This is a genomic window from Methylobacillus rhizosphaerae (assembly GCF_900187985.1).
Classification (GTDB): domain Bacteria; phylum Pseudomonadota; class Gammaproteobacteria; order Burkholderiales; family Methylophilaceae; genus Methylobacillus; species Methylobacillus rhizosphaerae.
On record NZ_FZOA01000002.1, the window covers coordinates 244,045 to 264,893 of the forward strand.

At 53.4% G+C, this 20,849-nt stretch carries 21 protein-coding genes and 1 tRNA gene; 15 read left to right on the forward strand and 7 right to left on the reverse strand.

Annotated elements, in window-relative coordinates; translation table 11 throughout:
- Positions 1 to 446: 446 nt before the first annotated feature.
- Positions 447 to 533 (reverse strand) — tRNA-Leu (locus tag CHB59_RS03365).
- Positions 534 to 639: 106 nt separating this feature from the next.
- On the opposite strand from CHB59_RS03365, the gene rnr reads away from it, so the two are divergent.
- The 13 genes from rnr to der all read left to right on the forward strand — a co-directional run bounded on the left by rnr (position 640) and on the right by der (position 14,477).
- Positions 640 to 3,081 carry a ribonuclease R gene (gene rnr / locus CHB59_RS03370; protein WP_281252006.1) on the forward strand — a complete coding sequence of 814 codons (2,442 nt, stop codon included), beginning with the start codon at positions 640 to 642 and terminating at the stop codon, positions 3,079 to 3,081.
- A gap of 4 nt (positions 3,082 to 3,085) precedes the next feature.
- Positions 3,086 to 3,835, forward strand: a complete 750-nt coding sequence (rlmB, locus tag CHB59_RS03375) for a 23S rRNA (guanosine(2251)-2'-O)-methyltransferase RlmB (protein ID WP_089374824.1) — start codon at positions 3,086 to 3,088, stop codon at positions 3,833 to 3,835.
- A 235-nt stretch (positions 3,836 to 4,070) separates the two neighbouring features.
- Entirely contained in the window at positions 4,071 to 4,496 is a 426-nt protein-coding gene (ndk, locus tag CHB59_RS03380; protein ID WP_089374825.1) for a nucleoside-diphosphate kinase, read from the forward strand.
- 11 nt (positions 4,497 to 4,507) lie between these two features.
- The gene (gene rlmN / locus CHB59_RS03385) at positions 4,508 to 5,596 is read left to right on the forward strand and encodes a dual-specificity RNA methyltransferase RlmN (RefSeq protein WP_089374826.1); all 1,089 of its coding nucleotides are present in this window, start codon (positions 4,508 to 4,510) and stop codon (positions 5,594 to 5,596) included.
- Entirely contained in the window at positions 5,593 to 6,048 is a 456-nt protein-coding gene (locus CHB59_RS03390; protein WP_089374827.1) for a hypothetical protein, read from the forward strand. The genes rlmN and CHB59_RS03390 overlap by 4 nt, the downstream gene beginning before the upstream one ends.
- Complete coding sequence (locus CHB59_RS03395) at positions 6,045 to 6,938, forward strand: RodZ domain-containing protein (protein ID WP_089374828.1); 894 nt, start codon at positions 6,045 to 6,047, stop codon at positions 6,936 to 6,938. The genes CHB59_RS03390 and CHB59_RS03395 overlap by 4 nt, the downstream gene beginning before the upstream one ends.
- 3 nt (positions 6,939 to 6,941) lie before the next feature.
- Complete coding sequence (ispG, locus tag CHB59_RS03400) at positions 6,942 to 8,231, forward strand: flavodoxin-dependent (E)-4-hydroxy-3-methylbut-2-enyl-diphosphate synthase (RefSeq protein WP_089374829.1); 1,290 nt, start codon at positions 6,942 to 6,944, stop codon at positions 8,229 to 8,231.
- 24 nt (positions 8,232 to 8,255) lie between these two features.
- On the forward strand, positions 8,256 to 9,515 hold the full coding sequence (gene hisS / locus CHB59_RS03405; RefSeq protein ID WP_089374830.1) for a histidine--tRNA ligase: 1,260 nt from the start codon (positions 8,256 to 8,258) through the stop codon (positions 9,513 to 9,515).
- Positions 9,512 to 10,345 (forward strand): ATP-binding cassette domain-containing protein, encoded by an 834-nt coding sequence (locus CHB59_RS03410; protein ID WP_089374831.1) that lies wholly within the window; start codon positions 9,512 to 9,514, stop codon positions 10,343 to 10,345. Before hisS ends, CHB59_RS03410 begins: the two co-directional genes overlap by 4 nt.
- A 1-nt stretch (position 10,346) precedes the next feature.
- Complete coding sequence (locus CHB59_RS03415) at positions 10,347 to 11,162, forward strand: ATP-binding cassette domain-containing protein (protein WP_089374832.1); 816 nt, start codon at positions 10,347 to 10,349, stop codon at positions 11,160 to 11,162.
- Positions 11,163 to 11,181: 19 nt separating this feature from the next.
- Positions 11,182 to 11,808 (forward strand): YfgM family protein, encoded by a 627-nt coding sequence (locus tag CHB59_RS03420; RefSeq protein ID WP_089374833.1) that lies wholly within the window; start codon positions 11,182 to 11,184, stop codon positions 11,806 to 11,808.
- 2 nt (positions 11,809 to 11,810) lie between these two features.
- Positions 11,811 to 12,977 carry an outer membrane protein assembly factor BamB gene (bamB, locus tag CHB59_RS03425; protein ID WP_089374834.1) on the forward strand — a complete coding sequence of 389 codons (1,167 nt, stop codon included), beginning with the start codon at positions 11,811 to 11,813 and terminating at the stop codon, positions 12,975 to 12,977.
- A gap of 3 nt (positions 12,978 to 12,980) precedes the next feature.
- A complete protein-coding gene (der, locus tag CHB59_RS03430) occupies positions 12,981 to 14,477 on the forward strand; it encodes a ribosome biogenesis GTPase Der (RefSeq protein WP_089374835.1) in 1,497 nt (498 codons plus the stop codon).
- 63 nt (positions 14,478 to 14,540) lie between these two features.
- Here the strand turns inward: der and CHB59_RS03435 are convergent, their stop codons facing one another.
- Positions 14,541 to 15,344 (reverse strand): outer membrane protein assembly factor BamD, encoded by an 804-nt coding sequence (locus tag CHB59_RS03435; protein WP_089374836.1) that lies wholly within the window; start codon positions 15,342 to 15,344, stop codon positions 14,541 to 14,543.
- Positions 15,345 to 15,431: 87 nt separating this feature from the next.
- Here CHB59_RS03435 and rluD point away from each other — a divergent pair, with 87 nt between their 5' ends.
- Positions 15,432 to 16,496, forward strand: coding sequence for a 23S rRNA pseudouridine(1911/1915/1917) synthase RluD (rluD, locus tag CHB59_RS03440; protein WP_089374837.1), 1,065 nt, complete (start codon positions 15,432 to 15,434; stop codon positions 16,494 to 16,496).
- On the forward strand, positions 16,486 to 17,223 hold the full coding sequence (gene pgeF / locus CHB59_RS03445) for a peptidoglycan editing factor PgeF (RefSeq protein ID WP_089374898.1): 738 nt from the start codon (positions 16,486 to 16,488) through the stop codon (positions 17,221 to 17,223). The genes rluD and pgeF overlap by 11 nt, the downstream gene beginning before the upstream one ends.
- 7 nt (positions 17,224 to 17,230) lie before the next feature.
- Here pgeF and CHB59_RS03450 read toward each other — a convergent pair whose 3' ends face one another.
- The 5 genes from CHB59_RS03450 to CHB59_RS03470 all read right to left on the reverse strand — a co-directional run bounded on the left by CHB59_RS03450 (position 17,231) and on the right by CHB59_RS03470 (position 20,840).
- Complete coding sequence (locus tag CHB59_RS03450) at positions 17,231 to 17,653, reverse strand: cupin domain-containing protein (RefSeq protein WP_089374838.1); 423 nt, start codon at positions 17,651 to 17,653, stop codon at positions 17,231 to 17,233.
- Positions 17,654 to 17,727: 74 nt separating this feature from the next.
- On the reverse strand, positions 17,728 to 18,093 hold the full coding sequence (locus CHB59_RS03455) for a VOC family protein (protein WP_089374839.1): 366 nt from the start codon (positions 18,091 to 18,093) through the stop codon (positions 17,728 to 17,730).
- Between the two features lie 17 nt (positions 18,094 to 18,110).
- Positions 18,111 to 19,019 carry a heme ABC transporter ATP-binding protein gene (locus CHB59_RS03460; RefSeq protein WP_425435860.1) on the reverse strand — a complete coding sequence of 303 codons (909 nt, stop codon included), beginning with the start codon at positions 19,017 to 19,019 and terminating at the stop codon, positions 18,111 to 18,113.
- A complete protein-coding gene (locus tag CHB59_RS03465) occupies positions 18,904 to 20,004 on the reverse strand; it encodes a FecCD family ABC transporter permease (RefSeq protein WP_089374841.1) in 1,101 nt (366 codons plus the stop codon). The genes CHB59_RS03460 and CHB59_RS03465 overlap by 116 nt, the downstream gene beginning before the upstream one ends.
- Entirely contained in the window at positions 20,004 to 20,840 is an 837-nt protein-coding gene (locus tag CHB59_RS03470) for a heme/hemin ABC transporter substrate-binding protein (RefSeq protein WP_179212056.1), read from the reverse strand. The genes CHB59_RS03465 and CHB59_RS03470 overlap by 1 nt, the downstream gene beginning before the upstream one ends.
- Positions 20,841 to 20,849 lie beyond the last annotated feature (9 nt).

Here is a 20,849-nt window from a genome sequence, read left to right on the forward strand (position 1 = left end):
CCCTGGCATGGTGAAACGCTGGATGCCCTCCTGCTGCTTGCTGCATGAATGACCGCACTTATCTTGAGTACAGTCATCCGCATGTCACAATAAGGCGATAGCCTTGCATGATGAACGGACATTTGCTGCCAGGCAGGTTGTATTGATCCCCGCAGGCCCTGTGGGAATTTTCCGTGCTCTCGAAGTCTCTGCTACCTTAAGAATAGTGGCATGGTTGGAAAACCATATCAGCAGTTGGTGATATTTGGGATGGTGCCATCAAATCCTGTTACTATGTCCGCATTCTGGAGGGCTCTGCCATGGGGTACATTTTCAGGTACGAACTGGCTGCGGTGAAAGCTGCCTTATTGGGGTAAATGAACGTTATGCGGGGGAAAATAGACACAAAAAAACCAGCAGTTTCGGGCTTAATGCCGTATCAATGCTGGTTTTCAAGGTGTTTTCTTTGGTGCCCAGAAGAGGACTCGAACCTCCACAGTGTTACCACCACTAGGACCTGAACCTAGCGCGTCTACCAATTCCGCCATCTGGGCTTCGTCGTTTGTTCAACGACAGAAGCCGCGCATTTTATAGGAAAGTTATACTTTGTCAACGAAAAAGAACAAATTAAAAAAAACAAATGTGCAGAAGGCTGCACCAGTGCGTAAAAGCAGGGGGGGGAGGGCTAGCGACCCCCATGCGGCGCGTGAGCAGGAGAAATATGCTAACCCCTTGCCCAGCCGGGAATTTATTCTCGCGGCAATGGAAGAACAAGGCGTGCCAGTGACGGTAGAGCAGCTCTATAAACTGGTGAGCATCAAAAAATCCGAACAGGAAATTTTCTGGCGACGGTTGTCGGCCATGGAGCGTGACGGACAGATTATCCAGAATCGTAAAGGCGCGCTCTGTATTGCGAACAAGGTCAACCTGCTGGCGGGCAAGGTGCAAGGTCACGCGGATGGGTTTGGTTTCTTCATTCCAGATAGTGGCGGCGATGACTTGTTTCTTTCCCCGCGCGAGATGGCGCAGGTGATTCATGGGGATCGGGTCATGGTGCGGCCGGCTGGTGTGGATCGGCGCGGCAGGCCGGAAGGGCGGATTGTTGAAGTACTGGAACGCGGCACCAGAACCTTGGTCGGGCGCGTGATCAGTAGCCATGGCGTGACGATTGTTGCCGCTGAGGATAAGCGGGTGAACCAGGATATCCTGATTCCATACCATATGGATATGGGCGCCAAGGATGGGCAGGTGGTCATGGTCGAGCTGACTGAGCAGCCGTCCCCTCATGCAAAACCGGTTGGTAAGGTGATTGAGGTGCTGGGCAATTATGCGGATTCCGGTATGGAAATCGAGATTGCCTTGCGCAAGCACCACTTGCCTCATGAGTTTTCCGAAGCTGCGCTCAAGCAGGCGAAAAAATACCCTGTGCAAGTGCGGGCATCAGACTGGAAAGGGCGGGTGGATTTACGTGATCTGCCCCTGATTACGATTGATGGCGAGACTGCGCGGGACTTTGATGATGCGGTCTATTGTGAGCCGCAAGGCAAAGGATGGCGCCTGGTGGTGGCGATTGCTGATGTGAGCTTCTATGTCAGGCCCGGGGATGGGCTGGATAAGGACGCTTACGAGCGGGGCAATTCTGTCTATTTTCCGCGTCGCGTGATTCCCATGCTGCCTGAAGCGTTATCCAACGGCCTGTGTTCACTCAACCCGGATGTCGAGCGTCTGTGTATGGTCTGCGATATGCAGGTGAGCAGTACTGGCAGCATCAAGCAATACAAGTTTTATCCCTCCGTGATGCGATCCAAGGCGCGTATGACCTATACCAAGGTCTTTGACATGATCAGCAATCCTGAGGGCGAGTTGGCAGTTGAGTACGCCTGGTTGATGCCGCATGTGCAGCACTTGTACACGCTGTACAAAACTATGCTGGCTGCCCGTGAAAAGCGCGGCGCGATTGAGTTTGAAAGTAATGAAACCCTGATGGTGTTCAATGACAATGGCAAGATAGAGCGCATTGATGCCGTGGTGCGCAATGAGGCACATCGCCTGATTGAGGAGTGCATGCTGGCAGCTAACGTCTGTGCGGCGGATTTTCTCGGCAAGAATGAACATCCTGCCTTGTATCGAATCCATGATGGACCAACCGAGGAAAAACTGGAGGCGCTACGTACTTTCATGGGCGAGTTCGGTTTTGGCCTGGGTGGTGGAGATACACCGCATGCCAAGGATTATGGCAGGCTGCTGGCCCAGATCAAGGGACGGCCTGATGAGCAGTTATTGCAGACTGTCTTGCTGCGCTCCATGCAGCAGGCTGTTTACAGTCCTGACAATATAGGCCACTTCGGCCTGGCTTATGAAGCCTATGCACACTTCACTTCACCGATCCGTCGCTATCCCGATCTGCTGATTCATCGTGCTATCAAGGCCGTACTGAATGGCGAGAAATACAAGGCAGGTGACTGGCAGGAGCTGGGCAAGCATTGCTCCATGACCGAGCGGCGTGCAGATGATGCGACGCGGGATGTGGAAGCTTGGCTCAAGTGTTATTACATGCAGGACAAGATTGGTGAGGAGTTCGACGGCACAGTGGCTGGCGTCACCAGTTTTGGCTTGTTTGTGGCACTGGATGGTGTCTACGTCGAAGGTTTGTTGCATGTGACCGAACTTGGTAATGATTATTTCAATTACGACAAGGTCAGGCATGAAATGCTGGGCGAAAGGACAGGCGTCCGCTATCGCCTGGGTGACCGCTTGCGTGTCAAAGTGAACCGGGTTGACCTGGAAACCAGTCGTGTGGATTTCAGCCTGGTTGCCAGGAAGGGGGAATTGCAGGCATCATCCGCACCTGCCGCGAAATCTGCCGGACGCCGCCCTGTGAAGGAAGAAAAAACAGCGGGGGCTGCGAAAACCACGCGCCGGAAGGTTGCAGTGCAGGAAGAGGTGCCGCAGGAGATATTCGTTGAGCCGGAAGCACGGCCTGCAGTACGCAAGGCAACGGCCAAGCCCGCCAGCAAGACCAAGACTGCAGGCCGGCCGCCGCGTGCCAGTAATGGGAAATCCCGGGCTAAAGTAACAACCAAGGTAAAGAAAGCTAGTTGATTGAATGAGTGACTCACGTATTTTATTTGGCTTTCATGCAGTATTGAGCCGTTTGCGCCAGCATGGTGCCAGCATCCAGGAAATCCTGATCGATAAGGATAGGGTGGATGCGCGTATGAAGGATTTACTGCAGATGGCGGAAAACGCCAATGTGCGCGTGATGCAGGTGGAGCGCACACGCCTGGATGGGATGGCGGGTGGTAATGCGCGTCACCAGGGCGTGATTGCCAGGGTGGTGGATACGCCGATCCCGTACAAGGATATTCATGACATTCTTGAGTCTGACCTCAAGGAACCGCCGTTTTTCCTGGTGCTGGACGGCGTGGAAGACCCGCATAACCTGGGTGCATGCCTGCGTGTTGCAGATGCCATGGGTGTGCATGCCGTGATTGCGCCCAAGGACAGGGCGGCCGGCCTGAATGCCACTGTGCGCAAAGTGGCATGCGGCGCTGCCGAAACCGTGCCGTTTATCGCGGTGACCAACCTGGCACGTACCCTGCGCGAACTGCAGGAAGCTGGTGTGTTCGTGGTGGGGGCTGCTGCAGAGGCACCTGCTGATTTGATCAGTACCGATTTGTCTGGCCCTTTGGCACTGGTGCTGGGAGCTGAAGGTAGTGGCTTGCGCCGCCTGACGCAGGAAACCTGCGATGCCCTGATCAATATTCCCATGTATGGGTCAGTGGAGAGTCTGAACGTCTCTGTGGCCAGCGGAATCTGCCTGTATGAGGCACGCAGGCAGCGCAATACACAATAATCCAGGCTTGGGATTGGACAGGAAACCCGCATGAAGGTGCGGGTTTATTTGTTTTTTGCTGTGTGACGCATCACGGCATTGTCATCAAGCCGGTTTAATCTGAATTTGCAGGATGCATGCAATCATGCAGGTTTACTGTGCATTATTGCGGCTTAGCTTTATTTTAGGCTGCTAAAATGTTATTTTATCGGTCTTTCTGTCGTTGTTTTTATCTTTAAATATCTTTGGAGTCATTATGGCTGTTGAACGTACCCTTTCCATTATCAAACCCGATGCAGTTGCCAAGAACGTAATCGGCAAAATCTACACTCGTTTTGAAGATGCTGGCCTCAAGATCATCGCTTCCAAGCAAGTACAACTGTCTCAGGCTGATGCAGAGGGTTTTTACGCGGTTCACAAAGAGCGTCCTTTCTTCAATGACCTGGTCAAGTTCATGATTTCCGGCCCAGTTGTTGTGCAAGTGCTGGAAGGCGAGAACGCTGTGCTGAAGCACCGTGACCTGATGGGCGCAACTGACCCCAAGAAGGCTGATGCAGGTACTATCCGTGCTGACTTTGCTGACAGCATCGATGCAAACGCTGTGCACGGTTCTGACTCTCTGGAAAATGCTGCGATTGAAATTGCTTATTTCTTCGCGCAATCTAACGTTTACAGCCGCTAAGGTGTAACTGCATGACAGTCAATCTTCTCAATCTCAACCAGGCAGCACTGGCTGAATACTTCCAGAGTATCGGCGAGAAGCCTTTTCGTGCCAAGCAGATGATGCGTTGGATGCATCACTTTGGCGTGAATGAGTTCGGGGAGATGACTGATATTGCCAAGGCGTTGCGTGAAAAGCTCGCCAAGGAGGCCGTGATTGTGCCTCCGTCAGTTCATCTCGAGCAGATATCGGAAGACGGTACGCGCAAGTGGTTGATTGACGTAGGTGCAGGCAATGGCGTTGAAACCGTGTTTATTCCTGAGGATGAGCGTGGCACGCTCTGTGTGTCTTCCCAGGTGGGATGTGCGCTGGACTGTACATTCTGTTCAACAGGTCGTCAAGGGTTCAACCGCAATCTCAGCGTATCCGAGATTATCGGGCAGCTGTGGGTGGCGAATAAGGCGCTCGGGCGTGATCCCAAGGGTGACCGCATCATCAGTAATGTGGTGATGATGGGCATGGGAGAACCGTTAGCCAATTTCGATAATGTGGTCACGGCGATGAATATCATGCTGGATGATTCGGCCTATGGGTTGAGCCGCCGGCGTGTGACTTTGTCTACTTCCGGCATGGTGCCGGCAATGGACAGATTGCGTGAAGAGTGCCCGGTAGCATTGGCGGTTTCCCTGCATGCGCCCAATGATGCGCTGCGCGATGAAATCGTGCCGATCAACCGCAAGTATCCGATTGCAGCACTGATGGCTGCCTGCCAGCGTTATCTGGAAAAGGCGCCACGTGATTTCGTCACTTTTGAATATGTGATGCTGGACGGTGTCAACGACACTGTCGAGCATGCCAGGCAGTTGCTGGACATCGTCAAGGATGTGCCATGCAAGTTCAACCTGATTCCCTTCAATCCTTTCCCTAACAGCGGCTATGATACTTCCAAGCCGGACAATATCCGCCGCTTCCGGGACATTCTCATGCAGGCAGGCTATATCGTGACGACGCGCAAGACGCGCGGGGAAGATATTGATGCTGCATGTGGGCAACTGGCGGGGAAAGTCCAGGATAAAACCAAACGTTCACTGCGCCGCATCAAGGTGGAGGCCATTGCGTGAAAATATGCCTGGTGCTGGTTGCCGGGATATTATTTACTGCCTGTGCTGGTGCAGTTGCCGGGCAGGATGCCAGGGCAGTGCGCATATACAACACTTCAGGTGTCAATAGCCTGGAAGTTGGTCATGACGGTACTTTGCCGTATTCACGTCTGCGTATGCAGGCGGCACAATATTTTCAGCATGTTCTGCAGTCGCAGTCAGATATTCCCCATACGCGTTACCAATTGGCGATGCTTGCCAATGACGGTGAGGGTGATACTACTGCACGTGCCTACGCGTCTTCAGTCGTGGAGGCTTATGCGCCAACTGCAGCCATGTTATGGTTAGGGGTCAAGTCAGCTCATCAGAATGGGAATAATGATGGCGGCGGATTTGGCTATGGAGCGCAGTTGAGGAAGCATCTTCCTCACTCGGAACAGACAGAACGATTATTGTCAGGACAATTACGATGAGTGAGCAATTTCATCCTGATCAGGAATTACAGACGTCACAAACTTATATTGACCGGATCGGACCGGTGCTGGTGGCTGTGCGTGAGCAACATGGATTGACTGTGGAGGACATCTCCCAGCGCTTGCGCCTCAGCATACGCCAGATACTTGCTCTGGAAAGCGATGATTTCGCGGTATTGCCAGAGGCGGTGATTACCCGGGGCTTTATCCGAAATTATGCACGCTTGTTGCAGATTGATGCAGCACCGTTGCTGGAAGTTTACAGCCGGTATACCCCTGCGCAGAATAGCCAGGCGATCAGCATTCCTTCTGCAAATGTGGTGATCTCCACCCAGACTGCCACTTCGTGGCGGCCATTTGCATGGTTTTGTGCCGGATTGGCCTTGCTGCTATGTGGGTGGGCGTTTTATGCGGATCTTTTTTCCCGGCCGGGTGCAGATATTGCAACTGGGCCGGAAACCCAGTTGTCTGCTGACGCGGCAATGGATGCCGGCACGATTGCGCGTGAGCATATATTGCCATCAGCTCCGGATGAGCCGGTAACAGCCCAACAGGGTCTGGATACAGTGCCTGCACCATCTGCCAGCGAAGCTCCTGCCGTAGCGGAATCGAGCGCTCCTGCTCTGCCGGCAGAAAATCCTTCTGCAGTCATGGGGCCGACCTTGAAGTTCTCATCGACAGCAGAAAGCTGGGTGAGTGTCACTGATGCGAGTGGCAAGCAGGTATTGAACAAGATATTGCCGGCCAATAGCGAGGAAACCGTGGAAGGCAAGCCGCCGTTCAGAATCGTGGTTGGCAATGCCAATGCGACCAGACTTGAATACAATAGCAATCCGGTTGACTTGGCACCTTATACCAAGGTCACAGTGGCGCGTTTAACGTTGGAGTAGTACTTGGATTCCCAGAATATCCTTAATCGGCGCAATACACGAACAGTCATGATCGGCCATGTGCCTGTCGGCAGCAGTTCTCATGTGGTGGTGCAGTCGATGACCAATACCGATACTGCTGATGCGGCAGCGACGGTGCAACAGGTTTATGAGCTTTGGAGGGCAGGGTCGGAAGTTGTGCGTATTACTGTCAACTCGCCGGAAGCCGCAGCCCAGGTCAGCACGATCAGGCGCAGGCTTGATGATATGGGATGTAATGCGCCGCTGGTCGGGGATTTCCATTTCAATGGCCATCGCCTGTTGGCGCAATACCCTGATTGTGCAGAAGCACTGGCAAAATACCGTATCAATCCCGGCAATGTAGGCAAAGGCTCGAAGCGGGATGAACAGTTTTCTGCCATGATCAAGGCGGCGATTGACTACAACAAGCCTGTACGTATAGGCGTGAACTGGGGCAGCCTGGATCAGGCCAAGATGGCTCGCATGATGGATGAAAATTCCAAGCGGGCTGCGCCTTTGAGTTCAGAAGCATTGATGCGTGAAATGCTGATCCAGTCAGCGCTGGAAAATGCAGAGGAAGCGGAAGCGCTAGGCTTGCCGGGCGACCGTATCATTATTTCCTGTAAGGTCAGTGCAGTTCAGGACCTGATCAAGGTGTATCGCGATCTTGGCAGCCGTTGCGATTATCCATTGCACCTTGGCCTGACTGAAGCGGGTATGGGCTCCAAGGGGATTGTGGCCTCCACCGCAGCCTTGTCTATCCTGATGCAGGATGGCATCGGCGATACCATCCGGGTTTCCCTGACACCGGAGCCAGGTGAGCCGCGCACCAAGGAAGTGGTGGTAGCACAGGAAATCCTGCAGACCATGGGGATACGCTCCTTTACACCATTGGTAACGGCTTGTCCGGGTTGCGGACGTACAACCTCCACCTTTTTCCAGGAACTGGCACAGAAGATCCAGCATTACCTGCGTGACCAGATGCCGGTATGGCGTAATCAGTATCCCGGTGTAGAGAATATGAGTGTTGCTGTGATGGGCTGTGTAGTGAATGGCCCCGGCGAATCCAAGCTAGCCAATATCGGCATCAGCCTGCCAGGAACAGGAGAAGTCCCGGTTGCGCCTGTCTATGTGGATGGTGAAAAAACCGTGACACTCAAGGGTGAGGCCATCGCTGATGACTTCAAGACCATTGTTGAGGAGTACGTGCGTGTTCATTATGCCGAAGGTGGGCGGCTACGCCAGCAGGATTCTGGCAAAAGCCCGAAAACGATCCCACTCAAAGCCATCTGAAATTTTAATAAGAATTAAATCGTTATGTCTGACAAGTTTCAAAGTATCAAGGGTTTTTACGATATTCTGCCAGTGGATACTGCACTGTGGCAAAGGCTCGAAGATGGCGCCAGGCGTGTGCTGGCCCAATATGGGTACCGCAATATCCGTTTGCCTATCGTAGAGCCGACAGAGTTATTCATCCGCGGCGTGGGAGAGCATACCGATATTGTCGAAAAGGAAATGTATTCCTGGGAAGACAAGCTGAATGGTGATCGCCTGACGCTACGTCCAGAAGGTACGGCAGGATGCGTACGTGCTGTGGTAGAGCACAGCCTGACTTACAATGGTCCGCAACGCCTGTGGTATATGGGGCCGATGTTCCGTCATGAGAATGTGCAGAAAGGACGCCAGCGCCAGTTTCACCAGATCGGGGCTGAAGCATTCGGTTATAACGGCCCGGATGTGGATGCAGAGCAAATTGCCATGCTGGCGCGCTTGTGGCGCGAGCTGGGAGTGGCTGATGCAGTGGAACTGCAACTGAATACAATAGGAGATGCGGCAGAGCGCGCAGAGTACCGCCAGGTGCTGATTGCCTATTTTGAACAGCATGCCAACTTGCTGGACGAAGATGCCAAACGCCGCCTGCACGCTAACCCGTTGCGGATTCTGGATAGTAAGAATCCAACAATGCAGGCCATGATAGAAGCTGCTCCCAAACTGCTGGACAGCCTGGGAGAGGAGAGCCGAGCCCATTTTGATGGTCTGACACGCTTGCTGGACCAGATTGGCGTGCGATGGAAACTGAATACCCGCCTGGTGCGCGGGCTGGATTATTACAACCGTACCGTATTTGAGTGGGTGACTGACAAGCTGGGCAGCCAGGGCACGATAGCCGGTGGTGGTCGTTATGACACGCTGGTGCAGCGTCTGGGTGGCAAGGAAACACCTGCCTGTGGTTTTGGCATCGGTCTGGAGCGCGTGTTCCTGTTGATGCAGGAGTGTGGCGTGAGCGCGGCACAAAGTCCGGATGTTTACCTGGTCAATGTTGGCGATATTGCGGCGGCAGCGGCGTTGCCGATTGCAGAGACACTGCGTGACAGTGGTCTGACAGTAAACCTGCATGCGGGCGGTGGCAGCTTTAAATCCCAGATGAAAAAGGCAGACCAGAGTGGTGCGCCTTATGCCTTGATTCTGGGAGAGGATGAAGTGGCAGCCAATGAAATTTGTCTGAAGCCATTGCGTGAAAATGGGGAGCAAAGCAGAATGTCCCTTTCCCAAGCCATTGAGATATTGCATAGATGACCGAACTCCTGCGCATCGAGAATCTCACCATTACGCCAAAGGCAGAGCCGGGGCGTGCATTGGTCAGCCAGGTTTCGTTTGCGCTGGAGGCAGGCAAGACAACCTGCATCGTCGGTGAATCAGGCAGCGGAAAAAGCCTGACCGCACTGGCAGTGATGGGGCTGTTGTCTGACCAGTTGCAGCTTGGTCAAGGCAATATTGTCTTCAAGGGTTTCAATATTACGCATGCGAGTCATGCCGAGTTGCAGAGAATCCGTGGCAAGGAAATCGGCATGATTTTCCAGGAGCCCATGACCTCGCTCAACCCTGTGCTGACAATTGGATACCAGATAGGGGAAAGCCTGGCACAACACCTGAAGCTGACAGGTGCTGCACTGAAAGCCAGGGTGGCTGATCTGTTGCAGCAGGTTGGTATCCCCCCGGAGCGGGCAGGAAGCTATCCTGATGAGTTGTCAGGTGGGCAACGGCAACGGGTCATGATTGCCATGAGCATTGCCTGCGAACCGGCCATGCTGATTGCGGATGAGCCGACAACTGCACTGGATGTGACGGTGCAGGCGCAGATTCTCAAGCTGCTCGACGATCTCAAGACACGCATGCATATGGGTATGCTGTTCATTACCCACGATTTTGGCGTGGTGACGGATATTGCGGACAACGTGGTGGTCATGTTCCGCGGGGAAATTGTGGAGTCCGGGCCCGTACAGGATGTATTGCTCAATCCTAGGCATCCTTATACTCGTGCCTTGCTGGATTGTGTTCCGGATGCTGATGGCAAGAAGCCATTGAAGCCGATAGATTATGCCTGGTTGAATGCAGGAGCCGCATAAAATGGAGAAAGCAGCAGAGCAGCATATCCTTGTTGCCCGCAACCTGAATAAAACCTACTCCCAACGCAGTGGGAGATTCGGTTTCGGCAGTACCAAGATCAAGGCGCTGGATGATGTGAGCCTGGCATTGCGGGCAGGATCGACCCTGGCTGTGGTGGGAGAGTCCGGTAGTGGTAAATCCACTTTGGCGCGTTGTCTGCTACAATTGCAGCCCCTGGATAGTGGAGAAGTCATTTTTCAGGACAAGAACCTGGCGCGTCTTTCAGTGCATCATTTGCGTATGAAGCGACGTTATTTGCAAATGATTTTCCAGGACCCTTTTGCTTCGTTGAATCCACGCATGAAAGTGTGCGATATTGTAGCGGAAGGATTGGTGATTCATGGGCTCGGGACCGGCCGTGAACAACAGGATAAAGTGGTGCAGATGCTCGAGCGAGTCGGGCTGAGCGCCGCGGATATGAATAAATATCCCCACCAGTTTTCCGGTGGTCAGCGTCAGCGTATCGGTATTGCACGTGCGTTGGTGCTAGAGCCCAAGGTAGTGGTGTGTGATGAACCGGTTTCTGCCTTGGATGTATCTGTCCAGGCACAAATATTGTTGTTGTTGCGAAGTCTGCAGCAGGAAATGGACCTGAGTTATATTTTTATCAGCCATGACTTGCGTGTAGTGCGCCACATCGCAGATGATATTGCGGTGATGTACAAGGGGCGTATTGTGGAGCAGGGGAAGGTTGAGGAAATATACTCCGCCCCGACTCAGGACTATACCCGTAATTTGTTAAATTCTATCCCTGGACGCAAGTCCTTGGCTGCGTAATCTTAGGAAACGAAACGGCATGGCATACGATTTGGAAGAACAGGATCAGCTTGATGCATTCAAGAGCTGGTGGAAGCATAACGGTAATTTTGTAATGGGGATTGCCGCCTTGGCGATCGTGGGTTTTGGCGGCTACGAAGGCTGGAAGTATTATCAATACCAGCAATCAGCTGCTGCCTCTGCGCAATACCAGGCCATGGCAAATACTGATATCAAGGATGCTGCCAAAATCCGTACCTTGTCTGCCGAGCTGATGGATAAATACTCTTCCACACCTTATGCTGCGCGTGCAGCCATTGCCGCAGCCAAGCTGAATTATCAGGAGCAGGATATTGAAAGTGCCAAGGCACAGCTTGGCTGGGCATCGAAAAATGCCAAGGAAGATGCAATCCGTGCAATTGCCCTGCTGCAATTGGCTTCCGTTCAATATGAAGAAAAAGCCTATGATGATGCCTTGAAAACATTGGCTGAAAAGCACGATGAAGGGTATGCAGGCCTGTTTGCTGATCTCAAGGGCGATATCCTGGCTGCCCAGGGCAAGACTGCCGATGCCAAGGCTGCTTACAAGGAAGCACTCGTCAAACTGGATATGCAGGGCGATTATTACAAATATACTGAACACAAGCTGGACGCGTTAGGGAGCTAGGGTTGCGTTTAATTCCATTACTGGTTGCAGCGTCATTTGCCGTAAGCGCTTGCACAACACTGACAGACCTTAAGACTGATATTTCCGAACGCATGTTCGGGCGTGATGAGGCGGATCCTCCTGCAGAGTTGGTGGATTTTAAAGCTACCCTCACCCCCAAGGTTGTCTGGTCTTATAAACTTGGTGAGTCAGGTACTGCTGACTTTATGCCTGCTATTGCAGAGGGTTTTATTTATGCTGCCAGTGGTGACGGGACAATTGCCAGAGTTGACGCGCTCAATGGCAAGCAAGCCTGGAAGATCAACGCTGGTGAGCGGCTCACCGGTGGCGTTGGCCTTGGTGACCAATTAGTGCTCGTTGGTACGCCATCAGGCTACGTGCTGGCATATGATCTGAATGGCAAATTAGTATGGAAGTCCAAGGTCAGCAGTGAAGTGCTGAGTGCGCCTCAGGTAAACAATGGTGTGGTGGTGGTACGTTGCGGAGACAGCCGTATTTTTGGACTGAATGTCAAAGATGGGGCCCGTAAATGGGTGTATGAGCGTACTACGCCAACCCTGGCTCTGCGCAGCAGCGCAGGAGTGACTATTGCGGATGACACGGTGTATGCCGGTTTTGCCGGTGGCAAACTGGTAGCCCTGCGCGCGGATGATGGCAACACATTATGGGAAGCCTCTGTCGCGTTGCCCAAGGGAACCACTGAGCTGGAACGAATTGCCGATATCACTAGCCTGCCAGTCGTGGATGGGCCTTTGGTATATGCTGCTGCCTATCAAGGCCGTGTAGCTGCAGTTGACCGCAAGACAGGGCATGTAGCCTGGACGCGAGATATCTCAAGCTATACCGGATTGGGCGTTGAAGAGGCCCGCGTGTATGTCTCGCATGTCACAGGTGCTGTATTTGCGTTGGATTATTCGAGTGGACGTACTTTCTGGCGTCAGCCAGATCTCAAGAATCGCCAGCTTAGTGCTCCCTTGCCCATGGGGGGTGTCGTCGCTGTAGGTGATGTGGAAGGCTATGTCCATTTTATGGACAGGGAAGAGGGTCAATTCGTTGCCAGACTGCAAACTGGCAAAAGTGCCATCATGCCACAGCCGGTTGCACTGGGTACCAATGGATTCCTGGTTCAAACCCGCAAGGGCGAACTGTACGCTGTTTCAGTAAAGTAATTTATGTTACCCACCATTGCTCTGGTAGGCCGGCCTAATGTCGGCAAATCCACCTTATTCAACCGCCTGACCAAAACACGTGATGCGTTGGTCGCTGATCTGCCGGGGCTGACACGTGACCGGCACTATGGCCGTGGCGTGATAGGAAGTAAACCTTATCTCGTTGTTGACACTGGCGGTTTTGAACCGCTGGTGGATAGTGGCATTCTCAAGGAAATGGCGCGCCAGACTCTGTTGGCAATTGATGAGGCTGATGTGGTTATTTTCCTGGTGGATGGGCGTAATGGCCTGGCACCACAGGATAAAGTCATCGCTGACCGTCTGCGCAAAAGCCAGCGTCCTGTCCTGCTTGCGGTGAATAAGACAGAAGGCATGCAGCGTGCAATTGCCAGTGCTGAGTTTCACGAGCTTGCGCTGGGTGATCCACTCTCAATTTCTTCCGCGCATGGTGAAGGTGTACGTGATCTGGTGGAGCTTGCTCTGGAGCACTTTCCTGAGCCAGAGGACGAAGAAGAAACGAGTGCCGGCAAAACGCCTAAAGTTGCTATTGTCGGGCGGCCTAATGTAGGAAAATCTACCCTGGTCAATGCCTTGCTGGGTGAGGAACGCGTGATTGCGTTTGATCAGCCCGGAACTACACGTGACTCCATTTATCTTGATCTGGAGCGCAATGGCAAGCATTACACCATTATTGATACTGCTGGGGTACGCAAGCGCGGCAAGGTATTTGAGGCAGTGGAGAAGTTCTCTGTCATCAAGACCATGCAGGCAATTGAGGAGGCAAATGTTGCGATTCTTGTGGTTGATGCACAGGAAGGCATCACTGAACAGGATGCGCACGTTTCAGCCTATATTCTCGAGAGCGGACGGGCATTGGTTGTAGCAGTGAATAAATGGGATGGTCTGGAAGAGGATAAGCGGGAATGGGTCAAGCGGGAAATTGACCGTAAACTGCAATTCCTGGATTTTGCCAAATTCCACTATATCTCCGCCTTACGGAAAAAAGGCCTGGGCGAACTGTTCACGTCTGTTGATGGCGCGTACAAGGCCGCCATGGCCAAGCTTTCAACACCGCAGCTTACTAGAGTGCTGGAGGATGCCACCATGCAACACCAGCCGCCAATCAGTAAAGGCATCAGGCCCAAGCTGCGCTACGCACACCAGGGGGGCAGTAATCCTCCCATCGTGGTCATTCATGGCAACCATGTTGATGGCATCAAGGATAGTTACAGGCGTTATCTTGCAGGTGTGTTCCGCAAGGCATTCCAGTTGACTGGTACGCCATTGCGCGTGCAGTTTAACCAGGGAGCTAACCCGTTTGCTGAGCCTGAAGAGCGTAAACAGGGTGAGGGTATCGTGAGCATGCGCCGCCGCAAAACAGCTGAGCGTGCTGTCATGAATGCCCGGCGTAACGAAGAGATGGGCCGCAAGACCAAGAAAACGCCAGGAGTTGTGGCGAGTGCGCGTACGCTGAAAAAAAAGCCGACGCTCAAGAAGTAAATTGAACGTTGGCTTGTTGCCGTATTATTAGCCGGGGATCTGCCCGGCTAAATTTTTTGTAGTTCAGAACAGGCCTTCCCAGATTTTCCACCAGCTGCTTTTATTCTTGGACACATGGTTGCTGAGCATGACGCTGTTCGGGTAGTTTTGTGCGAGGATGCGGTTGGCATCGTCGCGTAAATCTGTCATGCCCATGGCATCGTAGGCGCTGATCAGGATAACCAGGGCTTCTTCGATTTCAGGAGTGTCAGGATAGAATTCCATCACGTATTTGCAGCGGTTTGCAGCGGCCAGATAGGCTTGGCGCTTCATGTAGTAACGTGCAACGTGCAGTTCATGCTGGGCAAGCGAGTTGACCAGGTAACTCATGCGCAGTGTGGCATCTTTGACATAACGGCTATTGGGGTAGCGGTTCACCAGCTCCTTGAGGGCGAGGAAGGATTCGCGCAATGATTTCGGGTCGCGGTCACTGATCTGCTGCTTGGTCAGTTTTTCTACCATGCCGCGCTCGTTGAATGTGGCCAGGCCTTTCATGTAGTAGGCGTAGTCTACATTGGGATGATTCGGGTGTAGTTTGATGAAACGATCCGCGGCTGCCATGGCAGCTGCTGGTTCGCTCTTCTTGTAATGAGCGTAAATTACCTCGAGCTGAGACTGGGTTGCGTAACGACCATGAGGATAGCGGGATTCCAGAATCTGGAAATACTTGAGGGCTTTATCATAGTCGCGGGTTTTCATATTTTCTTCCGCTGCTGCGTAGATACGCTGTACGGGCCAGCCTTTGGTTTCATCCAGTTCAGTAGGCGCACCGAAAATCGCGCAGCCTGTGAGCCAGAGTACTGCAATTAACGCTAAACTATGCTTCATTTACAAAATCCATGATTAAGGTTGTGGATGCCGATTAACAAATGCAACAGCCCTTGCTTCAAGGGCTACATTTTCTGATTATAACCGATGACTAACTCCACAACGCCTATTACTCTCATAATTACCCAAGAGCTTGGAGGTATGCGCCTTGATCAGGCATTGCAACGCCTGATGCCTGAGCATTCACGTTCACGTATTCAGGGCTGGATCAAGGATGGCCTGGTCACTATTGCAGATGAAACCCCGACTGCCAAATTCAAGGTCTGGGGCGGTGAGCAAGTACAGATCATTCCCCAGGCAGCACCAGAAGCGCAGGCTTTTGAGCCGGAAAATATTCCGTTGGATGTGGTGTTCGAGGATGAGCATATTCTTGTCATTAATAAACCTGCAGGCCTTGTGGTTCATCCTGCCGCTGGTAACTGGAGCGGAACCCTGCTGAATGCGTTGCTCTATCACGCGCCGCAGCTCAAGGATGTTCCAAGGGCGGGGATTGTGCATAGACTGGATAAAGACACTAGTGGGTTATTGGTAGTTGCCAAGACGCTTGCTGCACAGACTAATCTGGTGCGTCAGTTGCAGGCAAGGACTGTGAAACGCGAATACCGGACTATCGTCTGGGGGCAAGTCTGGCGGAATGGCAAGGTAGACCAGCCAATCGGACGTCACCCACATGCCAGGACCAAGATGGCGGTCAATCGCATGGGAAAGCCTGCGGTAACGCATTATGAAGTGCTGGATCGTTTTGCTGTGCATACGTATATGCGTTGCCTGCTGGAAACCGGACGTACACATCAGATTCGTGTGCATATGCAGCATCTCAAGGCGCCGATTGCTGGTGATCCGGTATATGGCATTCGCGGTATCCTGCCATTGCGCCATATGTCAGATCACTTGAGGACAGTATTGTTGAATTTCAAGCGCCAGGCATTGCATGCCATCCGGCTGGGGCTCAAGCATCCGGTGACTGGCGTACAAATGGAATGGCAGATTGAGCTGGCAGCAGACATGAAAATACTGCTGGAGGCGATCCGGGCTGAGAACGTGCCGCCAGAGGAAGCAGACGCGTTCTATGTGCACGATGATGATTTTGCATATGAATATGACGACGAGGAAGATGAGGACTGGATAGAGGAAGATGACGATGCTGAGTGAGCAGGATGTTATTATTCCGGACTGGCCTGCACCCTCAAATGTCAGGGCATTGCAGACTACGCGCCATGGTGGCATCAGCCAGTCACCTTACGATAGCCTGAACCTCGGGATGCATGTAAATGATATTGGTGTGAATGTGGCTGCTAACCGCCAGCGCTTGAACCAGTGGGTGCCAACGGAGCCTGTATGGCTCAATCAAGTGCATGGTATTGCTGTCGTGGATGCCAGCGTGGCCAGTTGTGTGCCGGATGCGGATGCTGCCTATGCCGAGACGCGGCATACGGTATGTGCTGTCATGACGGCGGATTGCCTACCTGTCCTGGTCTGTGACAAGGCAGGTACTATCGTGGCAGCTGTGCATGCTGGCTGGCGCAGCCTGCTGGATGGTGTGATTGAAACCACAGTGGCTGCAATGGCGCGGCCTGGCGAGGAGCTACTTGCCTGGCTCGGACCTGCGATAGGGCCAGATGCCTTTGAAGTGGGCGATGAAGTCAGGAGTGCGTTTATGGCACATGATGCACGTGCCGAGCAAGCGTTCCGCTCATCTTCCGCCGCAGGGAAGTGGTTGGGAGATATCTTCATGCTGGGGCGGCAGCGCCTGGAAAGCGTTGGCGTTAACGCTGTGTATGGGGGTGGCATATGTACTTATCAGGATGCCGAGCGTTTCTTTTCCTTTCGTCGTGATGATGTGACTGGCCGTATGGCCAGCCTGATCTGGCTCGAATAAGTCCCGGTTATTGTTCCTCCAAAAGGGGAATGCCTTCACCACCTGCATAAAACACAATCACTACGGCCGGGCTGTCACCTGTGTAACCACGGTGCACGGCATGCACCATTTCGGGGAGCGCCTGGCCTGGGCCAAGGTGCATGGTTTCTCCAGTGCCCTGTTTTTCCACGGTGATTTCTCCGGAAAGAATATAAGCGACATTGGGCACCGGGTTGCTGTGCCATGGCAGGGAAGTGTTGGGCGGAATGGTAAAACGCAGCACGCTCAATTCGGGCTTTCCACCTGGGTAGTTGGCGTAGCTCTTGCCATCCCAGGCTTTGACACTTCTCAGGACAGGCTCAACCTGTAATGATTGTTCAGTCGCTGCAATGGCCGATGTATTGAATACATGCAGTCCGGCGAGACAGCATAATGTCCAGAAGGCTTTCATAAGGCAGCATCCTTTGCTCAGGTCACAATGACATAACGCTTGTTAATCAAGCAAAGAATAGGCCAGGAGCTTCGCTAGATATTCTGGCCGATGCGCCAGAGTACGCCGCTCGGGTCGTTGAAGACAAAATCGCGCATACGCCAGGGTTGGTCAGTCAAGTCGGATATTGTGCTGCCATATTTTTCGACAATGCCGGATTGTTGGATTCGCGCATGCCAGGCATCTGCATCTTCCACCAGCAAATGCATCATGAAGTTCTCGGCATAGGGCTGTACGTAGAAATCCTGTAGAAGAAAAGCACAATGCTCAAAACAAAAATAGGCGACACCACCACCTTCTGAGCGTTTTTCAAAACCGATATCCTGATAGAACTGCTGGGAAAGCCTGAAATCCCTGGCTGGCACAAATGCCTTGATTTCGACGGTTTTAAGGGTGCTCATCTTGATGTCTCCATGGTTCAATGATGACGGCGCGCGGCGATCATGGGTGTGCCGCCATCAGGGTGTTTGAGCAATACGCAAGGCAGGTCAAAACAGGCTTCTACCATGGCGGGTGTCATAATGGTTTCTACTGTATCCACGGCCTGTAAGCGGCCATCACGCAGCAAGGCAATGCGGTCGGCATACTGGGCGGCGAGGTTAAGGTCGTGCACGATGGCGACCACGGTGATATCGCCTTTATTGGCCCAGTTGCGGGCGATGGTGAGCATGCGGTGCTGCTGAAGCGGGTCAAGGGCCGCAGTTGGTTCATCGAGCAACAACAGACGAGGGCCTGCCGTGGCTTCCCATATCTGGGCTAGCACGCGGGCCATGTGTATACGCGCCTGTTCTCCCCCCGATAGCGTGGAATATACCTGATGGGCCAGGTGGATTGCGTCGACTTCCTCCATGGCTGCCATGGCAATGTGATAATCCTGTGTCCGGTGTGCACCTTGATGGTGAGGATGACGTCCCAACAGGATGATTTCCAGAGCGGTATAGGCAAAGCCTACTTCAGCATGTTGCTGCATCAGTGCGCGTTGCCGCGCAAGTTGGAGCAGGTTCCATTGCCTGAGTGGCATGCCTGCCCAGATGATTTCACCAGAGCTGGGTTTCAGTTCGCCACAGAGCAGGCGGATCAGTGAGCTTTTTCCAGCGCCATTGGGGCCGCAGATTGCCAGCAATTCCCCGGGCGAGATCGTCAGGTTGATATCTTCCAGCAGAGTTTTGTCACCTATGGACAGGCTAGTGTTGATAACTTGTAACATACGCCTACAGTCCGATCTTGCGCCGCATGCGGAACAACAGCGCCAGGAAGAAGGGGACCCCCAGCAGGGCAGTGATGATGCCAACCGGCACTTCTGTTGGCGCTGCAATCGTGCGGGCAAGCAGGTCTGACAGCAGTACCAGTATGGCACCGACCAGTGCTGCCGCTGGCATCACCAGTCGTTGATCCGGCCCGACAGCCAATCGTACCAGATGCGGCGCAACCAGACCGATGAAGCCGATGATGCCTGTGACGGAGACCACGGCTCCCACTGCCAGTGCGATTGCGGCAATACAGGTCTGGTTCAAGCGGCGAACCGAGACTCCCAGCAGGCTGGCTTGCACTTCACCCAGCGCCAATGTGTTGAGTGCGCTGGATTGCTTCAGTAACAGGCATATTGCACCGCCGCTCAGGCAGGTCACCATGGTGACCATGGGCCAGGTGGCAGCGCCCAGGCTGCCTAATGACCAGAAATTGAGGGAGCGCATCTGTAAGTCAGAGGCAATAAACGTCATGAGGCCAATCAGGGCGCCACACAGGGCGCCAATGGCAATGCCTGCCAGCAGCATAAGGGCAATGGAAGTCCGGCCTTGGCGTGTAGCGATGGCAAAAATCAGGATGGTAGCAATCAGACTGCCGATAAAGGCAAAGATGGGAAGGGCAAACTCGCCAATCAGCTGTTGTAATGCCAGCATCCAGCTTCCGCCCAGGACGATGGCAAGCGCGGCAAATAGTGCCGCCCCTCCGGACACGCCAACCAGGCTGGGTTCGGCGAGTGGATTACGCAGTAGCGCCTGCATCGCTGCGCCGGAGACGGCCAGCGCCATTCCAGTCAATATTCCGAGTGCCAGGCGGGGCAGGCGGATATTCCACAATACCATGGCCTGCTGTAGATACTCTCCTGACAGATCCTGCCATGCCGCGCTACCAGGAGGAGTCATCAAGAGTTTAATGACGTCGGCAGGTGCAATCCTGACTGCGCCTATGCCTGCCGCCATCACGATGAGGGCACACAATGCGATACCCAGGCCGATCAATATATTGCGGCGCAACTGCAAAGGATGACCAGCGGGATAAAGAGGCTGCATGGTGGAAGTTTGCTGCATTACTTGCGTATGGCCTGTCCCAGCTCCATGGCCGCCGCCGGCAGTCGTGGGGTGAAGCCAAGTAGATACTGTGTGTCCATGCTGATGATGCGCTGGTTCTTGCCTGCAGGTGTCATGCTGATACCCGGTGTCTTGAGGAAGTTCTGCAAGCCGCCGCTGGCTTCCAGCCCTTCACTGGTCGTGATAATGACATCCGGTGCAGCAGCAACCAGAGCCTCAGCTGTGAGTGGGCGATAGTCTTTGTATTGATTGGCCATGACATTGTCGGCACGGGCCAGTTTGATGACCGCTGCTGCTGCCGTTTCATCGCCGGCAACCTGCGCGCCACGGCCAGCGTTATTCATGACGAACAGCACCCGGGGACGGTCAGGGAGGCTATTCAGCTTGGCATCTGCTGCCTGCCAGGCGTGTTCAAAATCCCTGGCTACCTGTTCCGTGGATTCTGCATTCAATTGTTTGCCAATGATGCGTATGTCGGCAGCGATTTGTTGCGGCGTATGGGTGTTGTCCTGCAATTGCAGGACTTTGAGGCCGGCACGATTAACCTGTTCAAGTACATTGCGTGGCCCTGCGCCAGCTTCGGCGATGACCAAGGTGGCTCCGGTGGAAATCAGGCCTTCTGCGGATAATGTGCGCATGTAGCCGATTTTGGGTTTATTGGCAGCGGCTTCCGGGTAATTGCTGGTAATGTCATTGGCAATCACCAGATCACCTTTCCCCAGCGCATAGACAATTTCAGTGACAGAGCCACCAATGGTCAGGAGTTTTTCATCTGCGTGGGCAGCAAGGCTGCTGACTACGAGCCCGATGGAGAGCAGCAGGGTGTGGATCTTCATTGCCAACCC

Bases quoted from the DNA above. Each gene is read 5' to 3' on its own strand.
- rlmB (WP_089374824.1), top strand. From the start codon at position 3,086: ATGAGTGACTCACGTATTTTATTTGGCTTTCATGCAGTATTGAGCCGT.
- ndk (WP_089374825.1), top strand. From the start codon at position 4,071: ATGGCTGTTGAACGTACCCTTTCCATTATCAAACCCGATGCAGTTGCC.
- rlmN (WP_089374826.1), top strand. From the start codon at position 4,508: ATGACAGTCAATCTTCTCAATCTCAACCAGGCAGCACTGGCTGAATAC.
- CHB59_RS03395 (WP_089374828.1), top strand. From the start codon at position 6,045: ATGAGTGAGCAATTTCATCCTGATCAGGAATTACAGACGTCACAAACT.
- hisS (WP_089374830.1), top strand. From the start codon at position 8,256: ATGTCTGACAAGTTTCAAAGTATCAAGGGTTTTTACGATATTCTGCCA.
- CHB59_RS03410 (WP_089374831.1), top strand. From the start codon at position 9,512: ATGACCGAACTCCTGCGCATCGAGAATCTCACCATTACGCCAAAGGCA.
- CHB59_RS03415 (WP_089374832.1), top strand. From the start codon at position 10,347: ATGGAGAAAGCAGCAGAGCAGCATATCCTTGTTGCCCGCAACCTGAAT.
- CHB59_RS03420 (WP_089374833.1), top strand. From the start codon at position 11,182: ATGGCATACGATTTGGAAGAACAGGATCAGCTTGATGCATTCAAGAGC.
- der (WP_089374835.1), top strand. From the start codon at position 12,981: ATGTTACCCACCATTGCTCTGGTAGGCCGGCCTAATGTCGGCAAATCC.
- CHB59_RS03435 (WP_089374836.1), bottom strand. From the start codon at position 15,344: ATGAAGCATAGTTTAGCGTTAATTGCAGTACTCTGGCTCACAGGCTGC.
- rluD (WP_089374837.1), top strand. From the start codon at position 15,432: ATGACTAACTCCACAACGCCTATTACTCTCATAATTACCCAAGAGCTT.
- pgeF (WP_089374898.1), top strand. From the start codon at position 16,486: ATGCTGAGTGAGCAGGATGTTATTATTCCGGACTGGCCTGCACCCTCA.
- CHB59_RS03450 (WP_089374838.1), bottom strand. From the start codon at position 17,653: ATGAAAGCCTTCTGGACATTATGCTGTCTCGCCGGACTGCATGTATTC.
- CHB59_RS03455 (WP_089374839.1), bottom strand. From the start codon at position 18,093: ATGAGCACCCTTAAAACCGTCGAAATCAAGGCATTTGTGCCAGCCAGG.
- CHB59_RS03465 (WP_089374841.1), bottom strand. From the start codon at position 20,004: ATGCAGCAAACTTCCACCATGCAGCCTCTTTATCCCGCTGGTCATCCT.
- CHB59_RS03470 (WP_179212056.1), bottom strand. From the start codon at position 20,840: ATGAAGATCCACACCCTGCTGCTCTCCATCGGGCTCGTAGTCAGCAGC.